The following is a 19,041-nucleotide window of genomic DNA, read 5'->3' on the forward strand; positions in this document are numbered from 1 at the left end:
TTCAGGCCACCTTCCGGGCCGCGTACTCCGCGATCTCCGCCATCGGGGGCCGTTCCTCGGTGTCCACGGCGTAGGTGCGCGGCTCGAAGCCGTCGACGCCCCGCTCGAACTGGGTGAGCGTCGGCCGGACCAGGTGACCGCGGGCCAGCCGGAGCTGGGCGGTGCGGTAGATCGCGGCGGCCATCCGGCCCAGCGCCCGGCCGTCCTGGTGGCGGTGGACGCGCACCCCGACGTCCACCTGCGCGAGCGCGTCCAGGCCCACCAGGTGCAGGGCGTCGACCAGCATGCCGAGCTCGACGCCGTAGCCGACCGGGAAGGGGAGCCGTTCCAGCAGGGAGCGGCGGGCCGCGTACTCGCCGCCCAGCGGCTGGACGAAACCGGCCAGCTGCGGCCAGTGCATGTTGAGCAGCGGGCGGGCCATCAGCTCGGTGACCCGGCCGCCCTGCCCCGGGGCGGCGCCGAGCGGGCGGTCGTACATGGCCTTGACCAGGTGCACGTCGGGATCGGTCAGCAGCGGGCCCACGATCCCGGAGACGAAGTCGGCGGAGAACTCGCGCAGGTCGGCGTCGACGAAGCAGACGATGTCCCCGCCGGTGACCAGCAGCGACCGCCACAGCACCTCGCCCTTGCCGGGCACGGCGGGGATGCGGGGGAGGATCGCGTCCCGGTGCACGACACGCGCGCCGGCCGCGGCGGCCACCTCGCCCGTACGGTCGCTCGACCCGGAGTCCACGACCACGAGCTCGTCGACCAGCGGGACCCGCAGCATCAGCTCCCGCCGGATCACCGAGACGATGTCGCCGACCGTCGCCTCCTCGTCCAGCGCGGGGAGCACCACGCTGACCGACTGCCCGGTGGTGTGCTTGGCGGACAGGAGCTGCCGGACGGTCCGGTCGCCGGCGGACCAGGAGCGTGCGTTCAGCCAGCGCTCGACTTCTTCCAGCACGTCCGGGGGTCTCCTTCGTGATCCGTGGTGATGCGCAGTGATCCGTTGTGATCCATCTCGCGGTACGGACGACTGTCTCAACGGTCCTGGCCTTCGGTTACAGTCTTGAACAACGCGTGGGACCACCGCATGCCGGGGTCGCCGCGCGCACCAGCGAAGAACAACTTCATACCGCTCATCCAGAGGGGCAGAGGGATACGGCCCGATGAAGCCCCGGCAACCCTCCAGCCGGCACTTGTCACACGGACGTGGCGAGGCTCCCGGCTAGGGAAGGTGCCAAATCCGTCTCACGGCGAGATGCGTCGTGAGGAAGATGAGGAGAAAGGGCCTCGCCTCCATGGCTGTGCAGACTGCCGAAACCTCCACGAACCCCACCGACGGCACCGTCGACCTCGGCCCCGCCGCCGCGCTGAGCTGCCGGGAATGCGGCCACAGGGTTCCGCTCGGACCGGTCTTCGCCTGCGAAGAGTGTTTCGGCCCTCTCGAGATCTCCTACGACTTCTCGGCCTACGACACCGAGGAACTGCGGGGGCGGATCGAAGCGGGCCCCGCGAACATCTGGCGCTACGCCCCCCTGCTGCCCGTCCCGGCCGACGTGGCGACCAAGCCGAACATCAACCCCGGCTGGACCAAGCTCGTCAAGGCCGACAACCTCGCCCGCGAGCTGGGCGTCACCGGCGGCCTGTACGTCAAGGACGACTCCGGCAACCCGACGCACTCCTTCAAGGACCGCGTGGTCGCCCAGGCCCTGGAGGCCGCCCGCGCCTTCGGCTTCACCACCCTGTCCTGCTCCTCCACCGGCAACCTCGCCGGTGCCGTCGGCGCCGCCGCCGCCCGGGCCGGCTTCCGCTCCTGCGTGTTCATCCCGCACGACCTGGAGCAGGGCAAGGTCGTCATGGCCGCCGTCTACGGCGGTGAGCTGGTCGGCATCGAGGGCAACTACGACGACGTGAACCGCTTCTGCTCCGAGCTGATCGGCGACCCGGCCGGCGAGGGCTGGGGCTTCGTCAACGTCAACCTGCGCCCCTACTACGCCGAGGGTTCCAAGACCCTCGCGTACGAGATCTGCGAGCAGCTCGGCTGGCAGCTGCCCGACCAGCTCGTCGTGCCGATCGCCTCCGGCTCCCAGCTGACGAAGATCGACAAGGGGCTCAAGGAGCTGATCGAGCTCGGCCTGGTCGAGGACAAGCCGTACAAGATCTTCGGTGCGCAGGCCGAGGGCTGCTCGCCGGTCTCCACGGCGTTCAAGGCCGGCCACGACGTGGTGCGCCCGCAGAAGCCGAACACCATCGCCAAGTCGCTGGCCATCGGCAACCCGGCCGACGGCCCCTACGTCCTCGACATCGCCCGCCGCACCGGCGGTGCCGTGGAGGACGTGACCGACGAGCAGGTCGTGGACGCGATCAAGCTGCTCGCCCGCACGGAGGGCATCTTCGCCGAGACGGCGGGCGGCGTGACGGTCGGCGTGACGAAGAAGCTGATCGAGGACGGCGTGCTCGACCCGTCGCTCACCACCGTCGTCCTGAACACCGGCGACGGCCTCAAGACCCTCGACGCGGTGGCCGGCACCGGCCTCACCGCGACGATCCGCCCCAACCTGGACTCCTTCCGAGAGGCTGGCCTCGCATGAGCGTGACCGTTCGTATCCCGACCATCCTGCGCACCTACACCGGCGGCAAGGCCGAGGTCAGTGCCGAGGGGGCCAACCTCGGTGAGGTCATCTCCGACCTGGAGAAGAACCACACGGGCATCGCCGCCCGCGTCCTGGACGACCAGGGGAAGCTGCGCCGCTTCGTCAACGTCTACGTCAACGACGACGACGTGCGCTTCGAGCAGGGCCTGGAGACCTCGACGCCGGACGGCGCGGGCGTCTCGATCATCCCGGCGGTCGCCGGCGGCTGATACGGGTCGTAGCGTGAATTGCCCTCTCCGTGAGAGAAACGGAGGGGGCAATTCCATGTGGTTGAGCGCGGTAGAGTTGGGGAACGCGCTCCCGATCGGCACAACGGGAACCGTTAATTCCTGCCGCCCGCCCGACAAGAAACAGCCAAAGTGTGGGTGCTTTCTGCGGCTTTTGTTCCCTTTGCGTGCCCCGACTTGACCCGTATTCAGGCGAATTCTCGCTACATTCCGGACCGGGCGCGTCCAGATTTCTCGTCCGATTGACCTGTTGCAGACGGCAGTTGGACAGATACATTCAGCCGCGGTCGACGCGTTCCGGCGCACGCCCCCAGTCGTGAGGGGGCGAGGTCTGACCCGGGTCCGCGAAGTGCGGATCTGTGCAAGGGCCAGTAATAGGGGAGTTAGGCATGGCTCAGGGCACCGTCAAGTGGTTCAACGCGGAGAAGGGGTACGGCTTCATCGCGGTCGACGGTGGTGCGGATGTTTTCGTCCACTACAGCGCGATTCAGATGGACGGCTACCGCACCCTCGAAGAAGGCCAGCGGGTCGAGTTCGAGATCTCGCAGGGTCAGAAGGGCCCGCAGGCCGACATGGTTCGCCTCAGCGCCTGAGACGCGCGGCCACCGCAGCACCCGGTCTTCATCCGAAGGGCCCGTACCTCCAGGGGTACGGGCCCTTCGGCCTGCCCGGACGCGTGCCGTCCCCTTGTTCGCGGGTGGCTGACCGCCCGGCCCGATCCCCGAGAGGCGCTTGCACTCGACCATGCCGAGTGCTAATCATTGGCGTTAGCACTCTGAAGGTGAGAGTGACAACGAAGGACCGGGTCGGTGAGGCCCGCGGGCCGGGTGGGGAAGGAACCACAAGGCCGGCGAGCCGTCCGTCGCGGGCGCGGGCGCGGTCCGAAGGAATCACCCCCAGTCCTGGAGGGACCACTTCACATGGCCAAGATCATCGCGTTCGACGAGGAGGCGCGGCGCGGCCTCGAGCGCGGCATGAACCAGCTCGCGGACGCCGTCAAGGTGACGCTCGGCCCCAAGGGCCGCAACGTCGTCCTCGAGAAGAAGTGGGGCGCCCCCACGATCACCAACGATGGTGTCTCCATCGCCAAGGAGATCGAGCTCGAGGACCCGTACGAGAAGATCGGCGCCGAGCTGGTCAAGGAAGTCGCCAAGAAGACGGACGACGTCGCCGGTGACGGTACGACCACCGCGACCGTTCTCGCCCAGGCCCTGGTCAAGGAAGGCCTGCGCAACGTCGCGGCCGGCGCCAACCCGATGGCCCTCAAGCGCGGTATCGAGAAGGCCGTCGAGGCCGTCTCCGCCGCCCTGCTCGAGCAGGCCAAGGATGTCGAGACCAAGGAGCAGATCGCCTCCACGGCCTCCATCTCCGCCGCCGACACCCAGATCGGCGAGCTCATCGCCGAGGCCATGGACAAGGTCGGCAAGGAAGGCGTCATCACCGTCGAGGAGTCCCAGACCTTCGGTCTGGAGCTGGAGCTCACCGAGGGTATGCGCTTCGACAAGGGCTACATCTCGGCGTACTTCGCCACCGACATGGAGCGTATGGAGGCGTCGCTCGACGACCCGTACATCCTGATCGCCAACTCCAAGATCGGCAACGTCAAGGACCTGCTGCCGCTCCTGGAGAAGGTCATGCAGTCGGGCAAGCCGCTGCTGATCATCGCCGAGGACGTCGAGGGCGAGGCCCTGTCGACCCTGGTCGTCAACAAGATCCGCGGCACCTTCAAGTCCGTCGCCGTCAAGGCCCCGGGCTTCGGCGACCGCCGCAAGGCCATGCTCGGCGACATCGCCATCCTCACGGGCGGCGAGGTCATCTCCGAGGAGGTCGGCCTCAAGCTGGAGAACGCCACGCTGGACCTGCTGGGCAGCGCGCGCAAGGTCGTCATCACCAAGGACGAGACCACGATCGTGGACGGCGCCGGCTCGGCCGACCAGGTCCAGGGCCGCGTCAACCAGATCCGCGCCGAGATCGAGAACAGCGACTCGGACTACGACCGCGAGAAGCTCCAGGAGCGTCTGGCGAAGCTGGCCGGCGGCGTGGCCGTCATCAAGGCCGGTGCCGCCACCGAGGTCGAGCTCAAGGAGCGCAAGCACCGCATCGAGGACGCCGTCCGCAACGCGAAGGCGGCCGTCGAGGAGGGCATCGTCGCCGGTGGTGGCGTGGCCCTGCTCCAGGCCTCCCAGGTCTTCGAGAAGCTGGAGCTCTCGGGTGACGAGGCGACCGGCGCCAACGCCGTGAAGCTCGCCCTGGAGGCCCCGCTGAAGCAGATCGCCGTCAACGGCGGTCTCGAGGGCGGCGTCGTGGTGGAGAAGGTCCGCAACCTGACCGTCGGCCACGGCCTGAACGCCGCCTCCGGTGAGTACGTCGACATGATCGCCGAGGGCATCATCGACCCGGCGAAGGTGACCCGCTCTGCCCTGCAGAACGCCGCCTCCATCGCCGCGCTGTTCCTCACCACCGAGGCCGTCATCGCCGACAAGCCGGAGAAGGCCGCTCCGGCGGGCGCCCCGGGCGGCATGCCGGGCGGTGACATGGACTTCTGATCGACCGGTTCCGGTTGATCGACCGTCCTGCACGGACCGAGGGCGGCACTCCCCGAGAGGGGGTGCCGCCCTCGGGCCTTTCCGTGTTCCCGGCCGGCCGCCGTATGTGTCCCGGGTCACGGCGGATCGGCGGCCACGAACGGAATGCCCCGACCGGGCCGGGCCGTTCACCGAGGAGTGCGATGAATGCGCGCGCACATACCACCCGGTACCTACTCCAGGGAGCCCGCAAGTGACCGCCACCCCCACCGAGGCCGCCACCCGCGCCGCCCAACTGCTCGCCCGCCCGGCCACGATCAACGGCCTCACCGTGCCCAACCGCATCGCGATGGCGCCGATGACCCGCATGTTCTCCCCGGGCGGCATCCCCGGCGAGGACGTGGTCTCGTACTACGCGCGCCGCGCCGCGGCCGGGGTCGGCCTGATCGTCACCGAGGGTACCTACGTCGGGCACGAGTCCGCCGGGCAGAGCGACCGCGTGCCGCGTTTCCACGGCGAGGAGCAGCTCGCCGGGTGGGCGAAGGTCGCCGAGGCGGTGCACGCGGGCGGCGGCACGATCGTGCCGCAGCTGTGGCACATCGGCATGGTGCGCAAGGACGGGGAGCAGCCCTTCCCGGACGCCCCCGCCGTCGGCCCGTCCGGCCTGCGCATCGGCGAGGACGAGCCCACCGGGAAGGCGATGACCCAGCGCGACCTGGACGACGTCATCGGCGCCTTCGCCGAGGCCGCCGCGGCCGCCGAGCGCATCGGCTTCGACGGCGTGGAGATCCACGGAGCCCACGGCTACCTCGTCGACCAGTTCCTGTGGTCCGGCACCAACCGCCGTACCGACGCCTACGGCGGCGACCCCGTGGCCCGGACGAAGTTCGCCGCCGAGATCGTGGCCGCCGTACGGGAGACGGTCTCCGCCGACTTCCCGGTGATCTTCCGCTACTCCCAGTGGAAGCAGGAGGCCTACGACGCCCGCCTCGCCGAGACCCCCGAGGAGCTGGAGGCCATCCTCGCCCCGCTCGCCTCGGCCGGCGTCGACGCCTTCCACGCCTCCACCCGCCGCTACTGGCTCCCCGAGTTCGAGGACTCCGACCTCAACCTCGCCGGCTGGACCAAGAAGCTCACCGGCAAGACCGCCATCACGGTCGGCTCGGTCGGCCTCGACGGCGACTTCACCAAGGCCTTCCAGGGCGAGGGCGCCCCGGTGCGCAGCCTCGACAACCTCCTCGACCGCCTGGAGCGCGACGAGTTCGACCTCGTCGCCGTCGGCCGCGCCCTGCTCCAGGACCCGCGGTGGGCCGAGAAGGTGCTCGGCGGCCGCTTCGACGAACTCGCCCCGTACGACGCGGCATCGCTGAAGACCCTCGGCTGAGCGCGGTGCGCACCACGGCGTAGGGTCCGGAGGATGACGATCCCTGGACCCGCCGAGTCAGTGGAACCCGTGGTGCGCACCTCCGCCGGTGCGGTGCGCGGCCGGACCGAGGACGGCCTGGCCGTCTTCCGCGGCATTCCCTTCGCCCAGCCCCCGGTGGGCGAGGCCCGGTTCGCCGCCCCGCGCCGCCCCCGCCCCTGGGACGGCGTGCGCGACGCGTACGCCTTCGGCCCGCCGCCCCCGCAGGACCTCGGCGTCGCGGGCACCGTCGGCCCGCCGGACGTCCCCGAGGGCGACGACTGGCTGACGGTCAACGTCTGGACCCCGGCCCCCGACCCGGCCGCCCGGCGTCCGGTCATGGTCTGGATCCACGGCGGCGCCTACAAGATGGGCCACTCGGGCAGCCCCGCCTACGACGCCCGCCGCATAGCCGCCGACGGCGACCTCGTCGTCGTCACCCTCAACTACCGCCTGGGCATGGAGGGGTTCGCCCACATCGAGGGCGCCCCCGCCAACCGGGGCCTGCTCGACCAGGTGGCCGCGCTGGCCTGGGTGCAGGACAACATCGCCGGGTTCGGCGGCGACCCCGGCCGCGTCACGATCTTCGGCGAGTCGGCGGGCGCCGGTTCCGTGGCCTCCCTGCTGGCGATGCCCCGCGCGGCCGGGCTCTTCCGGCGGGCCGTCGCCCAGAGCGTGCCGGGCACCTTCTTCTCCACCGAACTCGCCCGGGACATCGGCACCGACCTGGCCGCCGAACTGGGCCTGCGCCCGACCGTCGCCGACCTCTCGGACATCGCCCCGGACCAGCTCGTCAAGGCCGGTCAGGCCCTCGCCCCGAAGATGCCCGGCAACGTCGCCCGCTGGGGCCAGGCCGCCCCCACGATCACCCCGTACGCCCCGGTCGTGGACGGCGAGTTCCTGCCGGTCGCGCCGTGGCAGGCGCTCGCCTCCGGCGCGGCCCGCGACGTGGAGCTGATGGTCGGTCACAACCGCGACGAGAACCGCCTGTTCAGCGCCCTGGCGGGCAGGCTCGGCGAGGTGGGCGAGGACCGCGCGGGCGCCGCCCTGCGTCTGTACGCCCCGGGCGGTGAAGCGGCCTACCGCGCCGCGTTCCCGCAGGCGTCGGCCAACGACCTCTACGAACGCGTCCAGACCGACTGGCTGTTCGCGATGCCGTCCCTGCACCTGGCCGAGGCCCACCTCGCGGGCGGCGGCCGGGCCCACGTCTACGAACTGACCTGGCCCGCCCCCGCCTTCGGCGGTGCCCTGGGCGCGTGTCACGCCCTGGACATCCCCCTTCTCTTCGGCGCCTTCCAGGCCGACCTGGCACGGCTCCAGTTCGGCGGCGCGGAGCCGTCCGAGGAGGCGCTGGCCCTGTCGTCCCGCTTCCGCGCCTCCTGGACCGCCTTCGCCCGCACCGGCGACCCGGGCTGGCCCGCGTACGACACGCAGCGGCGCCTGGTCCAGGTCCTGGACACCGAACCGACGGTCGCGCCCTACCCGGAGGAGACCTCCCGACGCCTGTGGGAGGGCCACGAGTTCACACCCCTGCCGCTGCTGAGGGCCAAGGGGTGAGCGGCGGAGGACACCTGGTGGCCCGGCCGGCCGTCCCCCGCCCGGGCCGGAGGCGCCGCCGCCCTTGATCGGCTTCCGGGCGGCGCCTAGGCTCCGGTGCCCATGGGGACGGGGGATGCATCCGGCGGGCGTCGCGCGGGGCAGGACGGGCGGGTCGGGCGCCGGGTGGTCGCGGGGCTGCTGGCCGTGGCGGGGACGGCCGTTCTGGGCACGGTGTTCGTCGTCCTGCCGGGCGTGGTGGTCGACCACGATCTCGCCGGGGCGAGCGTGGCCGCACCGGACCGGCTGAAGGCGGTGAACGATGTCCGCACGACGCTTCTGCAGGTGATCGGCGGCCTGGTGGTGCTCTTCGGCGCGTACGCCACCTGGCGCCAACTGCGGGTGAGCCAGGCCGGCTTGCGCGCCACCCAGGAGGGCTACGTCACCGACCGGTTCAGCCGGGCCGTCGACCAGCTCGGCAGCGACAAGCTGGATGTGCGCATCGGCGGGCTGCACGCACTGTGGCGGATCGCGGAGCAGTCCGACCGCGACCGGGAGGCCATCATCTCCATCCTGGCCGCCTACCTGCGTACCCACCTGCCCTGGCCGCCCGCCGGGCCGCAGGCACCGGCTGCCGACGTGCCCATCAACGACATCGCACCCCTGGAGACCCGGACCGCCGACGCCCAGGTGGCGCTCACCGCGCTCGGCGTGCTGTGCGAGCACCGGGAGCAGTCCTGGGTCAATCTCAGCCTCACCGACCTGCGCCGGGCCGACTGCGACGGACTGTGGTTCCCCGAGGTCAACTTCGACCGGGCCTGCATGGAGGCGGCGAGCCTCTACCACGCCAATCTGACCCAGGCGTCCCTGGTCTCGCTCAACCTGCGGCACGCCGACCTCACGACGGCGATCCTGCGCCGGGCCCGTTGCGTTCTGACCGACCTGCGGGCCGCCAAGCTGGTCGGGACCGACCTGCGCGACGCCGACTTCACCGGGACCGACCTGCGCGAGGCGAACCTGCGCAAGGCCGACGCCCACGGCGCGGTCTTCCACCGCGCGGACCTCCGTCTGGCCGACCTGCGCGGCACCGACCTGAGCACCGCCGACCTCGCCGAAGCGCGGCTGACCGGTGCCCTGGCCAGCGAGCACACCCGCTGGCCCGCCGGTTTCGACCGCACGGCCGCCGGTGTCGTGGACGCCGAGGACCCCGGCCCCGAGCCGTCACCCCTGCTCCAGCCCCCCGGGACGACGTGGCAGGCCCCGCCGCTGCGGTCCACGCCCTGACCGGCGCTCGAACGCGCGTGGTTCAATGACCGCATGGGGGAGGACCGCATGTCTCTGGGGCCACTGGAACTGGCCGACGGGCGTTGGCGCGTCGGGGACGCCGAGCGGAGCGACGGCCACTGGGTGGAGTTCCGCCCGGACGGGCTCCACCAGCACGAGCCGGACTCCGAGGGGCAGTTGATCCCCTGGTCCAGGATCATGGACGGCATCAGGCTCACCTGGGGCAAGCACGCCTGGAGCACCAACAACAGGGGCCAGTACACGCTGAAGGGCATGGTCGCCACGCGGGACGGCGGCTGGTTGCACATGACACTGCGCCACCCGTACGAGGACCACCAACTGCGCTTCGACCAGCACACGCGCCCTTACCGGGCGGTTGACGCGCTCCGGCTGGAGGCCCTGCTGCGGCAGCTCACCGCTGACGGAAGGCTCCGCGTCCTCGGCGACCCCGACTGGGTGGGCCGTGCCGCGGCGTGCCTGGCCGGCGGGGAGAACCGCCGGATCACCAGCCGCTCCCTGCGGCAGGCCGTGTCGGAGGCCCTGGCGGCGGCCGGCCCCGGCAACGCCTGACGGGCGGCGAGTAGAGGCGGGGCCCTCCTGGGCTACCCGTCCCCCTCCGGCGTCACGAGGCGTTCGACCGCCGCCGCCACCAGTTCGTCGCGCTCGGCCGGGGTGAACACGTCCGGCAGGGTGAGCTGTTCGACGATCAGCCAGTTCAGCGTGAGGATGAGCAGCTTGACGGCCATGGCGTCGCCGGGGAGGCCGGACGCCTCGTGGTGGGCGACGTTGGCGGCGACGTCCTCACGGACGCGTTCGGTCAGCACCGCGCGCAGTTCGGGACGCCGGGTGGCCTCCAGGCGCAGTTCGAGCAGGGCGAGGTAGCCGGTGCGGAACGCGGCGACGCGGTCGACCAGTTCGCGCATCAGCTGTACGTAGGTGTCGCGGTCGCGGGGGACCGTGTGCTGGCGCGCGAGGGCGGCCTCGCCGGGGTGCAGCCGCTCGTAGACCCGGGCGCCCGCCTGTGTGAGCAGGTCGTCGCGGTTGGCGAAGTAGTTGGACGCGGTGCCGGCCGGTACGCCGGCCTCCGTGTCCACCGCCCGGAAGGTCAGCCCCCGGGCGCCCTGTGCGGCCAGCACCTCGATCGCGGCGTCCACGAGGGCGGCGCGCCGCTCGTCGTTGCGCCTCACCATGAGCAGAACTCCATTGACACCACTCCATGTGTAGTACTACGTTCAAACCACTTCGGTCAGAGTACTACGTGAGGGGCTCTTCTTGCGCAAGCTCGTGTACTACGTCGCCGTCACCCTCGACGGCCGTATCGCCGGACCCGGCGGAGAGTTCGACTTCTTCCCGCTCGGCGACGAACGGCAGGCCGCCGCCTACTCGGCCTGGGTCAACCCGCTCTACCCCGAGACCGTGCCGACCGCCTACCGCGCCGCCGTCGGTCTCACGGACGTGCCCAACCGGAACTTCGACACCGTGCTGATGGGACTCGGCAGCTACCGTCCCGGCCTCGACGAGGGCTACCCCAGCCCGTACGCGCACCTGCGCCAGTACGTGGTGTCGAGCACCCTGCGGCCCGACGAGGCGGACCCCGCCGTCACCGTCGTGCCGAGCGACCCGCTCGGTCTCGTCCGTGAGCTCAAGGCGGAGGACACCGGCCTGGACATCTGGCTGTGCGGCGGCGGAAAGCTCGCGGGCGCCCTGCTGCCCGAGATCGACGAACTGCTGATCAAGAGCTATCCGGTGATCGCCGGTGCCGGCGTCCCGCTGGTCGACGGCGCCTTCGACCCCACGGTGTTCGACGCCGCCGAGCGCACCGCCTTCACCAACGGCGTCACGCTCACCCGCTTCACCCGCCGGTGAGGGGGCGGGACTCAGAGCCCGCCCATCGGCTCGATGTCCACCCGCACCGGCGTCCCCCACACCCGCAGCACCTCGTAGTCGGTGAACTCGTGGACGATCCGGTACGCCATCGCGGCGCGCGGGCCGCGCAGTTGCGCCGCGATGTACAGCTCGGCCTCGCGGCGGTCGCGGCGCGGGGTGCCGCACAGCTGCCACGCCTGGCCGTTCCACAGCTCGGGCAGCCAGCGCTGCTGGGGCTGCGGGCGGTCGCCCCGGACGCCGTAGCGGGACTGGACCGGCTCGGCGGGCCGGTGCGGCACCGGGCCGCCGCCGTACTCGGCGCGGCGAGCCGTGCGGCGGCGGGTCTCGCACAGCAGGCACAGGTCGGGGGCGCCCTGGTCGACCGGCCCGTTCGGGTGCTCGGGGCAGCGGGTGCTGGGGGCCGTCGTCGTGACGCTCTCCTCCAGCTGGTCCAGCGCGCGCTTCAGGTCCGCGCGGACCTCGTGCAGCTTGGCCTCGGGCGTGTCGGCGGTCAGGGCCTCGCCGTGCTCACCGATCAGACGCAGGGCGCGGCCCAGGGCGGTCAGCTGGGCGTGGTTCATGTACTTCAGAATCGCACACGGCGCCGACGGCCCCGGGCGGTCAGCCGTGCGCTTCCGCCAGCGCCGCCCGCAGATGGCCGCCGGACTCGGTCAGGAGGCGGGCGGCCGTCGGGCCGTCCACGTCGGCCAGCAGGACCAGGATCGCGTGCTTGACCTCGCCGTCGGTCGCCGTCAGGGCGCGCTCGATCTCGTCGTCGGCGGCACCGGTGGCGAGCGCGACGATGCGGCGCGAGCGGGCCCGCAGCTTCTCGTTGGAGGCCCGGACGTCGACCATCAGGTTCCCGTACGTCTTGCCGAGCCGGATCATGGTGATCGTCGACAGCATGTTCAGGACCAGCTTCTGCGCCGTGCCCGCCTTCAGCCGGGTCGAGCCGGTGAGCAGCTCGGGCCCGGTCACCACCTCGATGCCGTGCTCGGCCGCCGCGGCCAGCGCACTGCCCCGGTTGCAGGCGAGGCCGACGGTCAGCGCCCCGAGCGAGCGGGCGTACTCGACGGCGCCGACGGCGTACGGGGTGCGTCCGGAGGCGGAGACCCCGACCACTGTGTCGTCGGCGGTCAGCGCCAGGGCGTCCAGGTCGGCGCGGGCCAGCTCCGGGGAGTCCTCGGCGCCCTCGACCGAGGTGACCATGGCGTCCGGGCCGCCCGCGATCAGGCCGACGACCTGCCCCGGGGCGGTGTTGAAGGTCGGCGGGCACTCCGAGGCGTCCAGCACACCGAGCCGGCCGGCCGTACCGGCGCCGGCGTAGACCAGCCGCCCGCCGCGCGCCATCCGGACGGCCACGGCGTCGATGGCGGCGGCGATCTCCGGCAGCCGCTCGGCCACGGCGGCGGCCACGGCGGCGTCCTCGCCATTCATCAGGCGGGTGATGTCGAGCGTCGGCAACTGATCGATCTCGGCCAGCTCCGGCCGAAACGCCTCGGTGGCCAACGTCTCCAACTGGGAACGAAGATCGGGGTGATGGGGGGTGGAGGTCATGAGGGTATGGCTCTTTCCAGTGACTTGTAGATGCTGGGTGGTGCGAGGCTCCCAGGGGCGCGGGGAACTGCGCGACCAGCCACAACGAACCCGCAGTCGCGCACGGCGATTACCTGCCACGGTCCCCGCGGAGCGCCCCGTGCCGATGCGCCAACGCCTCGTAGGACGCCGCCAAGGCCGGCGCGGCCGACTCGTACGTCCGCTGCGCCACCCCCACGAACAGGCAGTCCACCACCAGCAGCTGACTGGTCCGCGACGACATCGCCGCCGGCCGCAGCTCGCTCTCGCGGGCGGTGGACGTGGTCAGTACGTGGTCGGCGTACTGGGTGACGGGGCCGTCGGGGCGGCCGGTGATGGCGATGGTGGTCGCGCCGCGTTCGAAGGCCACCCGCAGCGGTTCGATGACGTCCCCCGTCGAGCCGGAGTGCGTGATCGCCAGCGCCACGTCCCCGGCGCGCAGTTGCACCGCGTTGGTGACGGCCAGGTGCGGATCGCCCGGCGCGTGGGCTATGAGCCCTATGCGCAGCATCTTCTGGGTGAGGTCCTGGGCGACCAGGTTGGAGGCGCCGATGCCGTACACGTCGGTGCGGCGGGCGGCGGCCAGGGCGGCGACGGCCGCGCCGAGCTGGACGGTGTCGAGACCGGCGGCCGTGTCCGCGAGGGTCTGCTGCTCGTCGTAGGCCAGCTTGGCGACCACGTCGGCGATCGGGTCGTCGACCGCGATGTCGGTGGTGATGGCGGGCGCGCGGCCGGACTGCTGCTGGGCGGCGAGCCCGGCGAGCGCGAGGCGCAGGTCGCGGTAGCCGGGGTAGCCGAGCAGCCGGGCGGTGCGCACGACGGTCGCCTCGCTGGTGCCGGTCAGCTCGGCCAGGCCGGTGACCGTGAGGGCCGCGCAGCCGGCCGGGTCGCCCGCGACGGCCTCGGCGACCCGCTGCATGGACCGCGTCATCGACGGCGCCAGGGTGCGGACCTTGGCCGCGAGCGCGGCGGGCGCGGGCGGTGCGCTCCCGCCACCGGTGGCCCGGCGGCCCCCGGAGGCACTGGCGAAAGTTTCCTTCACTTCATCGGTCACTCATGAAAGATATTTTCGTTTCGGTCCGCGGGTCAAGAGTGCGCACAATGGGTGCATGAACCCCATCAGCCCCCTGGAGCAGGCGCTGCACGCCGCACGCGCCCTCGTCCTCGCCGATCTGGTGGCGGGCGAGGTCGCCGAGCCGGACGTCGTGTCGCTGGTCGAGGAGTCCGTCGTACAGCGGCGCTGGTGGGTCGAGCAGTGGCCGGAGGGCGCGGAGTTCGTGGCGGGGCTGGTCGCGCAGGACGTGCAGGACGCCCTGCTGGAGCGGTACGGCCGCTGGCCGCTGTGCCCGGTGTGCGGCTCCGGCGACCCGCACGCGCTGGACGTCGAGCCCGAGTTGGGTCCCGACCCGCACTGGGTGTGCGGCAAGGCCGGCGTGAAGGTCGCCGCGGTCGGCTCGCTGGGCGCGACTCCCGGCGGCACGTCCTCGTGAGGTTCCCGCGGTGACCGTCTACATCGACCCGCCGACCTGGCCGGGCCACGGCCGCCTGTGGTCGCACCTGGTCAGCGACGTCTCCTACACCGAACTGCACGCCTTCGCCGCGGCCCTGGGCGTGCCCCGCCGCGCCTTCGAACGCGACCACTACGACCTGCCCGCCCAGCGGTACGCCGACGCCGTGTCCGCCGGTGCGCTGGAGGTCAGCAGCCGTGAGGTGGTGCGGCTGCTGCACGGAGCGGGGCTGCGCCGGCGCAAGGGGGCCGTCCGCGACGCCCCCGGTGCTCAGCCGCGCAGCTCGTAGGCGAACTGCCCGGCGCCGTCGCCGTCCCCGGCGGACTCCACGGCGACCCGGCCGAACCCGGCCCGGGCGAGGACGGCCTGCGACGCGCCGTTCTCCGGCTCCGTCGTCGCGAACACGGACGTCACCTCCTCCCGCGCCAGCGCCCACGCGGACAGCGCGCGCAGCGCCTCCGTCGCGTAGCCGTTGCCGCGGGCCGCCTCGGCGAGGTCGTAGCCGACCTCCACCCGGCCGTCCCCGTCCGGCGCCCCGTGGAATCCCATGCCGCCGACCGCACGCCCGTCCTCGCGCCGGACGAGCGCGAAGACGCCCCACTCCGGGCGGTGCGTCCCCGCCTCGTACGCCTTCAGCAGCATTCCGGCGGCGTCCCGGGTGCCCTGGAAGGGCCCGCCCTCGACCCACGCGAAGCCGCCGTCGCCGCCCGCGGCGAGGTCGCCGGCGGCGGCGGGGGAGACGCCCTGGAGGGTGAGGCGTTCGGCCGGGACCACCAGGTTGTTGCGCCAGCGCCACTCGGTGACCGGGGCGCGTCCGGGCAGGTCGCCGCGGCCGGTGGCCCACAGCAGGGTGTGCCAGGGACCGGTGCCGGGCTGGACGTGCGGGAAGAGCCGGGCCAGCAGGTCCGCGCACAGCTCGGCGGGCGGTTCGTAGGCCAGCCCGAGGCCCTCGGCGATGTCGTGGGTGTGCAGCAGCACCTCGGTGATCCCCATCGCGGCGAAGCCCTCGCGGTTCGCGCTGCGGAAGGGGTACGGGTGGAAGGCCCGCACCTCGCGCGGGGTGGTGCGGACGGTGGCGGCGAGCAGCGCGCCGGTCGTCTCGATCACCTGGAGGACGCCCTCGTTGTCGGCGGGGTCCAGTCCGTCGTCGGTGCCGTCCAGGGTGATCTCGAACGGGACGTACGCCTCGGTGGCGCGGCCGGCCAGCTGACCGGCGTAGGCGATGAGGTCGCTCGCGATGTGCTCCGCCGTGTACCGGCAGTCCCAGTCCAGTCGTCCGGCCCGCGTCCCCCGCCAGTCCCGCTCCGTCGCCGTCCGCAGCAGCGCCACGGCGCCCGCGACGGCCTCCTCCACCTGCTCCCCGCCCATGCTTCGCATGCCGGGCAGGCTAGACCCCCGGGGTGTCCGGCAGCGACAGCATTTCCAGTTCCCCGGTGAGGTTGTGGCGGGCGGTCGCCTCCCACTCCCGCTGCCCGTGCGGGGTGTGGAACAGGGCGGGCAGGCCGAGGAGTTGGCGCAGGATCGCGGCCCGGCCCGCGCGGAACGCCGCGTTCGGGACGAAGTGGTACTCCTCCCGGACGGCCGCCGTGTACGCCGCGTACGCCGACGGCGGCGACGCGAGGATCGCCAGGTCCGCGTCGCAGAGCACCTGCCCGTCGCGGTCGTCGCCGGCCGGGGCGTGGGTGACGGTGAGCCGCACCAGCCGGGCCACCTCGGCCGTCCTCTCCGCCAAAACCCCGGCCTCGGGCAGCGCGCGCTCGGCGAGCCGGGCCGAGCGCTCCTCGTTCTCCGACCGCTCGGGCAGGTAGACGGCGTCGTGGAACCAGGCGGCGAGCCGTACGACGTCCACGTCGTCGGCGTGCTCCGCCAGGACGTCGACGTGGTCCAGGACCGCCGTGAGGTGCGCGAGGGTGTGGTAGCGCCGCTGCGGCTCCTGCCAGCGGGCGAGCAGGTTGTCGGCGTACGGCGCGGGGTCGGGGGCGGCGCCGGGAGCGGTGGCTCCCGCCAGGGCGCGGGCGAAGCGGGAGCGCAGGGCGTCGAGGTCGGCCATGCGGCCATTCTCCCAGATAATGTTCGTGATAGCTTCTAACTGATTGTTGAGCTGACTGTGGAACCGATTGCCGAATCACCGGCCTGACGAGCCGGGCGACGGCCGAGAGGTGGCGGCGGACCATGCCGGAGGCGCGCACGAGCACCCCGCGCGAGCGGTACCGCACCCAGGTGCGCGCGGAGATCAAGGAACACGCCTGGGAGCAGATCGCCACGGCGGGCGCCTCCGCGCTCTCCCTCAACGCGATCGCCAAGCGGATGGGCATGAGCGGACCCGCGCTCTACCGGTACTTCGACGGCCGCGACGAGCTGATCACGGAGCTCATCCGGGACGCCTACCGCAGTCAGGCCGACACCTTCCGGGCCGCCGCCGAGTCGGGCGCCGACCTGGCCGGCCTCGCGCACGCCCTGCGCGCCTGGGCCCTGGACGACCCGCAGCGCTACTTCCTCATCCACGGCACCCCCGTCCCCGGCTACCACGCGCCGGGCGACATCACCGAGGTCGCCGCCGAGACGATGACGGTCATCGTGGACGCGTGTGCCGCACTGCCGTCGCCGGGCGGCACCGCCGGGGCGTTCGACGCGCACCTCGACGACCACCGGCAGTGGGCGGGCGGCCACCCGGCGCCCGCTCCGGCGCTCCACCGCGCCCTGTCCTTCTGGTCCCGGCTGCACGGCGTGCTGTCGCTGGAGCTCGCCGGTCAGTTCACCGGCATGGGCTTCGACCCGGCTCTCCTCTTCGAGGCCGAACTGAAGGACCTGCTCGGCCCCTAACGTGGAGTCCATGACGACTCCCGCAGACCTGCACGACGTACGCGACCCCGAACTGCCCGGCCGGCTGCTGACCCTCGAACGCGACGAACTGGTGCCGCTGCTGCGGTCCCGGACGGACGCCGACTTCGCCCTGCCCGTGGTCGGGTGTCCCGGCTGGACCGTGCGCGACGTGCTGGCGCACTGCTCCAGTGCCCTGATCCGGGTGGTGGAGCAACGCTTCGAGAAGGGCGTCTTCTCGCCCGAGTCCAACGACCGCGACATCGCCGAACGGGCCGACTGGAGCAACGCCCGCGTCGTCGACGAACTGGAGCGCGGCATGACCGAGGCCGGCCCGGTGATCGCCCGGGCGGGCGGTGTGCTGGACATGGTCGCACTCGGCGAGTGGGTGCACGCCGGTGACGTACGGGTGGCCTTCGGCGAGCCGGGGGCGTACGCCGGTCGCGGGCTGCCGGAGGCGCTCGCACTGCTGGGCGCCGTCACCCGGGCGCGCGGACACGTACCGCTCCACGCCGACGTGGACGACCTCGACGAGCCGCTCAAGCTGGGCGAGGCGAGCGGCGAGCGGCCGCCGGGCCGCTACATCGGCGACGGCGCCACCCTCGTACGGCTCTACGCGGGCCGCCCCCTGGACGGAGCGGCGGGCTGGGAGCTGGCCGGGGTGGAGGCGAAGGAGCTCAACATCTTCGGCGGCTGAGCGGCGACGCGGGGCCCCGGGCCCGCCGTCGGGCGCGTAGTCTTGGATTGGACTAGACCTGTAGCAGGCCGACGAATGGGGTCCCATGAGCAAGCGTGCAGTCCTGGAGGTGATCGCCCTCGACGTCGAGGACGCGGTCGCCGCCCAGGCCGGAGGCGCGGATCGCCTCGAACTGGTCACCGACATGGCGGCCGACGGACTCACCCCGTCGGCCGCGACCGTCGCCGCGATCCGTGCCGCCGTCGACATCGACGTACGGGTGATGCTGCGGCTCGCGGACGGGTTCGCCGCCGGGGACGTCGAGCGGCTGACCCGGGTCGCCGGTGAGATGCGGGAGGCCGGGGCCGCGCAGTTCGTACTGGGGTTCCTGGACGTGGCGGGCGACGTGGACCTCGGGGCGGTGGAGCAGATCGCCAAGGTGCTGGAGGGGTGCCGGTGGACGTTCCACCGCGCGATCGACCGGGCCGCCAACCGGGACGCGCTGCGCAAGCAGCTCGCGGACTTCCCGGGCCTCGACACGTATCTGACGGCCGGTGCGGCCGGTGGCGTGGACGAGGGCCTGAACGTGCTGCTCGCGGAGGCGCGGCGGCGGGGTGAGCCGGGGTACGAGCAGCAGCTGCTGGTGGGGGGCGGTCTGCGCCTCGACCACGTGCCGGGGCTGCTGGACGCGGGCATCGACGGCTTCCACATCGGCGGCGCGGCGCGGCCCGCGGGGTGGGCGGGGCCGGTGTCTGCGGACGCGGTCGCGGAGTGGCGGCGGGTGCTCGGTCACTGAGCGTTTGGCTTGTCCCGTGGGCCTGCGCTGGTGCTCGCGGGTGGGGGGAGGCGTCACTTGCCCGCGTTGGCGGGGTGCCGCTGCGCCCACCCGTGCCGCCCTGGGGGTACCTCCCAGGCCGTTCAGGCACTGGGGGAGGCACGACTGCCCGCAGCCAAGGGGCGGCGGCGACTGCCCGCAGCTACCG

21 protein-coding genes and 1 riboswitch are annotated in these 19,041 nt (G+C 72.5%); of the genes, 14 read left to right on the forward strand and 7 right to left on the reverse strand.

The features are described from left to right. Position 1: 1 nt before the first annotated feature. Positions 2-946, reverse strand: coding sequence for a glucosyl-3-phosphoglycerate synthase (locus tag D1J63_RS20410; protein WP_125630578.1), 945 nt, complete (start codon positions 944-946; stop codon positions 2-4). Between the two features lie 172 nt (positions 947-1,118). Then, a riboswitch (SAM riboswitch) is annotated at positions 1,119-1,266 on the forward strand. A gap of 17 nt (positions 1,267-1,283) precedes the next feature. On the opposite strand from D1J63_RS20410, the gene thrC reads away from it, so the two are divergent. From thrC to D1J63_RS20450, 8 genes are all read left to right on the forward strand, one after another. Further along, positions 1,284-2,576 carry a threonine synthase gene (thrC, locus tag D1J63_RS20415; RefSeq protein WP_176154851.1) on the forward strand — a complete coding sequence of 431 codons (1,293 nt, stop codon included), beginning with the start codon at positions 1,284-1,286 and terminating at the stop codon, positions 2,574-2,576. Continuing rightward, positions 2,573-2,848, forward strand: coding sequence for a MoaD/ThiS family protein (locus tag D1J63_RS20420; RefSeq protein WP_125630580.1), 276 nt, complete (start codon positions 2,573-2,575; stop codon positions 2,846-2,848). Before thrC ends, D1J63_RS20420 begins: the two co-directional genes overlap by 4 nt. 407 nt (positions 2,849-3,255) lie before the next feature. After that, positions 3,256-3,459 carry a cold-shock protein gene (locus tag D1J63_RS20425; protein ID WP_004929928.1) on the forward strand — a complete coding sequence of 68 codons (204 nt, stop codon included), beginning with the start codon at positions 3,256-3,258 and terminating at the stop codon, positions 3,457-3,459. Positions 3,460-3,786: 327 nt separating this feature from the next. Then, on the forward strand, positions 3,787-5,412 hold the full coding sequence (gene groL / locus D1J63_RS20430) for a chaperonin GroEL (RefSeq protein WP_030399380.1): 1,626 nt from the start codon (positions 3,787-3,789) through the stop codon (positions 5,410-5,412). Positions 5,413-5,644: 232 nt separating this feature from the next. Next, positions 5,645-6,775 (forward strand): NADH:flavin oxidoreductase, encoded by a 1,131-nt coding sequence (locus D1J63_RS20435; RefSeq protein ID WP_125630582.1) that lies wholly within the window; start codon positions 5,645-5,647, stop codon positions 6,773-6,775. 33 nt (positions 6,776-6,808) lie between these two features. Next, positions 6,809-8,350: a carboxylesterase family protein gene (locus D1J63_RS20440; protein WP_125630584.1), complete on the forward strand. Its 1,542-nt coding sequence runs from the start codon at positions 6,809-6,811 to the stop codon at positions 8,348-8,350. Between the two features lie 102 nt (positions 8,351-8,452). After that, a complete protein-coding gene (locus D1J63_RS20445; RefSeq protein ID WP_232249965.1) occupies positions 8,453-9,613 on the forward strand; it encodes a pentapeptide repeat-containing protein in 1,161 nt (386 codons plus the stop codon). A 33-nt stretch (positions 9,614-9,646) separates the two neighbouring features. Then, positions 9,647-10,183, forward strand: coding sequence for a hypothetical protein (locus D1J63_RS20450; RefSeq protein ID WP_125630586.1), 537 nt, complete (start codon positions 9,647-9,649; stop codon positions 10,181-10,183). Between the two features lie 32 nt (positions 10,184-10,215). On the opposite strand, the gene D1J63_RS20455 is transcribed toward D1J63_RS20450, so the two are convergent. Continuing rightward, entirely contained in the window at positions 10,216-10,803 is a 588-nt protein-coding gene (locus D1J63_RS20455) for a TetR/AcrR family transcriptional regulator (RefSeq protein WP_125630588.1), read from the reverse strand. An 82-nt stretch (positions 10,804-10,885) separates the two neighbouring features. On the opposite strand from D1J63_RS20455, the gene D1J63_RS20460 reads away from it, so the two are divergent. Beyond that, positions 10,886-11,479, forward strand: a complete 594-nt coding sequence (locus tag D1J63_RS20460; RefSeq protein ID WP_125630590.1) for a dihydrofolate reductase family protein — start codon at positions 10,886-10,888, stop codon at positions 11,477-11,479. Positions 11,480-11,490: 11 nt separating this feature from the next. On the opposite strand, the gene D1J63_RS20465 is transcribed toward D1J63_RS20460, so the two are convergent. The 3 genes from D1J63_RS20465 to D1J63_RS20475 all read right to left on the reverse strand — a co-directional run bounded on the left by D1J63_RS20465 (position 11,491) and on the right by D1J63_RS20475 (position 14,096). Beyond that, positions 11,491-12,060 carry a hypothetical protein gene (locus tag D1J63_RS20465; RefSeq protein ID WP_125630592.1) on the reverse strand — a complete coding sequence of 190 codons (570 nt, stop codon included), beginning with the start codon at positions 12,058-12,060 and terminating at the stop codon, positions 11,491-11,493. A 40-nt stretch (positions 12,061-12,100) separates the two neighbouring features. After that, positions 12,101-13,036, reverse strand: a complete 936-nt coding sequence (gene murQ / locus D1J63_RS20470; RefSeq protein ID WP_125630594.1) for an N-acetylmuramic acid 6-phosphate etherase — start codon at positions 13,034-13,036, stop codon at positions 12,101-12,103. Between the two features lie 109 nt (positions 13,037-13,145). Beyond that, positions 13,146-14,096: a MurR/RpiR family transcriptional regulator gene (locus tag D1J63_RS20475; protein WP_125635638.1), complete on the reverse strand. Its 951-nt coding sequence runs from the start codon at positions 14,094-14,096 to the stop codon at positions 13,146-13,148. A gap of 67 nt (positions 14,097-14,163) precedes the next feature. Between D1J63_RS20475 and D1J63_RS20480 the strand changes: the two genes are divergently transcribed. Further along, a complete protein-coding gene (locus D1J63_RS20480; protein WP_102930615.1) occupies positions 14,164-14,544 on the forward strand; it encodes a hypothetical protein in 381 nt (126 codons plus the stop codon). A 10-nt stretch (positions 14,545-14,554) separates the two neighbouring features. Next, positions 14,555-14,851, forward strand: a complete 297-nt coding sequence (locus D1J63_RS20485; protein ID WP_125630595.1) for a DUF4031 domain-containing protein — start codon at positions 14,555-14,557, stop codon at positions 14,849-14,851. Here the strand turns inward: D1J63_RS20485 and D1J63_RS20490 are convergent. Together D1J63_RS20490 and D1J63_RS20495 are read right to left on the reverse strand one after the other, a co-directional pair. Then, positions 14,833-15,939, reverse strand: a complete 1,107-nt coding sequence (locus D1J63_RS20490) for a GNAT family N-acetyltransferase (protein ID WP_125630597.1) — start codon at positions 15,937-15,939, stop codon at positions 14,833-14,835. The two genes, D1J63_RS20485 and D1J63_RS20490, sit on opposite strands and share 19 nt — an antisense overlap. Before the next feature lie 10 nt (positions 15,940-15,949). Then, complete coding sequence (locus D1J63_RS20495) at positions 15,950-16,612, reverse strand: hypothetical protein (protein WP_125630599.1); 663 nt, start codon at positions 16,610-16,612, stop codon at positions 15,950-15,952. Positions 16,613-16,734: 122 nt separating this feature from the next. On the opposite strand from D1J63_RS20495, the gene D1J63_RS20500 reads away from it, so the two are divergent. From D1J63_RS20500 to D1J63_RS20510, 3 genes are all read left to right on the forward strand, one after another. Continuing rightward, positions 16,735-17,385, forward strand: a complete 651-nt coding sequence (locus tag D1J63_RS20500) for a TetR/AcrR family transcriptional regulator (protein WP_125630601.1) — start codon at positions 16,735-16,737, stop codon at positions 17,383-17,385. A 10-nt stretch (positions 17,386-17,395) separates the two neighbouring features. Continuing rightward, positions 17,396-18,079, forward strand: coding sequence for a maleylpyruvate isomerase family mycothiol-dependent enzyme (locus D1J63_RS20505; protein ID WP_125630603.1), 684 nt, complete (start codon positions 17,396-17,398; stop codon positions 18,077-18,079). Positions 18,080-18,164: 85 nt separating this feature from the next. Next, positions 18,165-18,854: a copper homeostasis protein CutC gene (locus D1J63_RS20510; RefSeq protein WP_125630605.1), complete on the forward strand. Its 690-nt coding sequence runs from the start codon at positions 18,165-18,167 to the stop codon at positions 18,852-18,854. Positions 18,855-19,041 lie beyond the last annotated feature (187 nt).

This window comes from Streptomyces sp. KPB2, from assembly GCF_003950055.1.
In the GTDB taxonomy this organism is placed as follows: domain Bacteria; phylum Actinomycetota; class Actinomycetes; order Streptomycetales; family Streptomycetaceae; genus Streptomyces; species Streptomyces salinarius.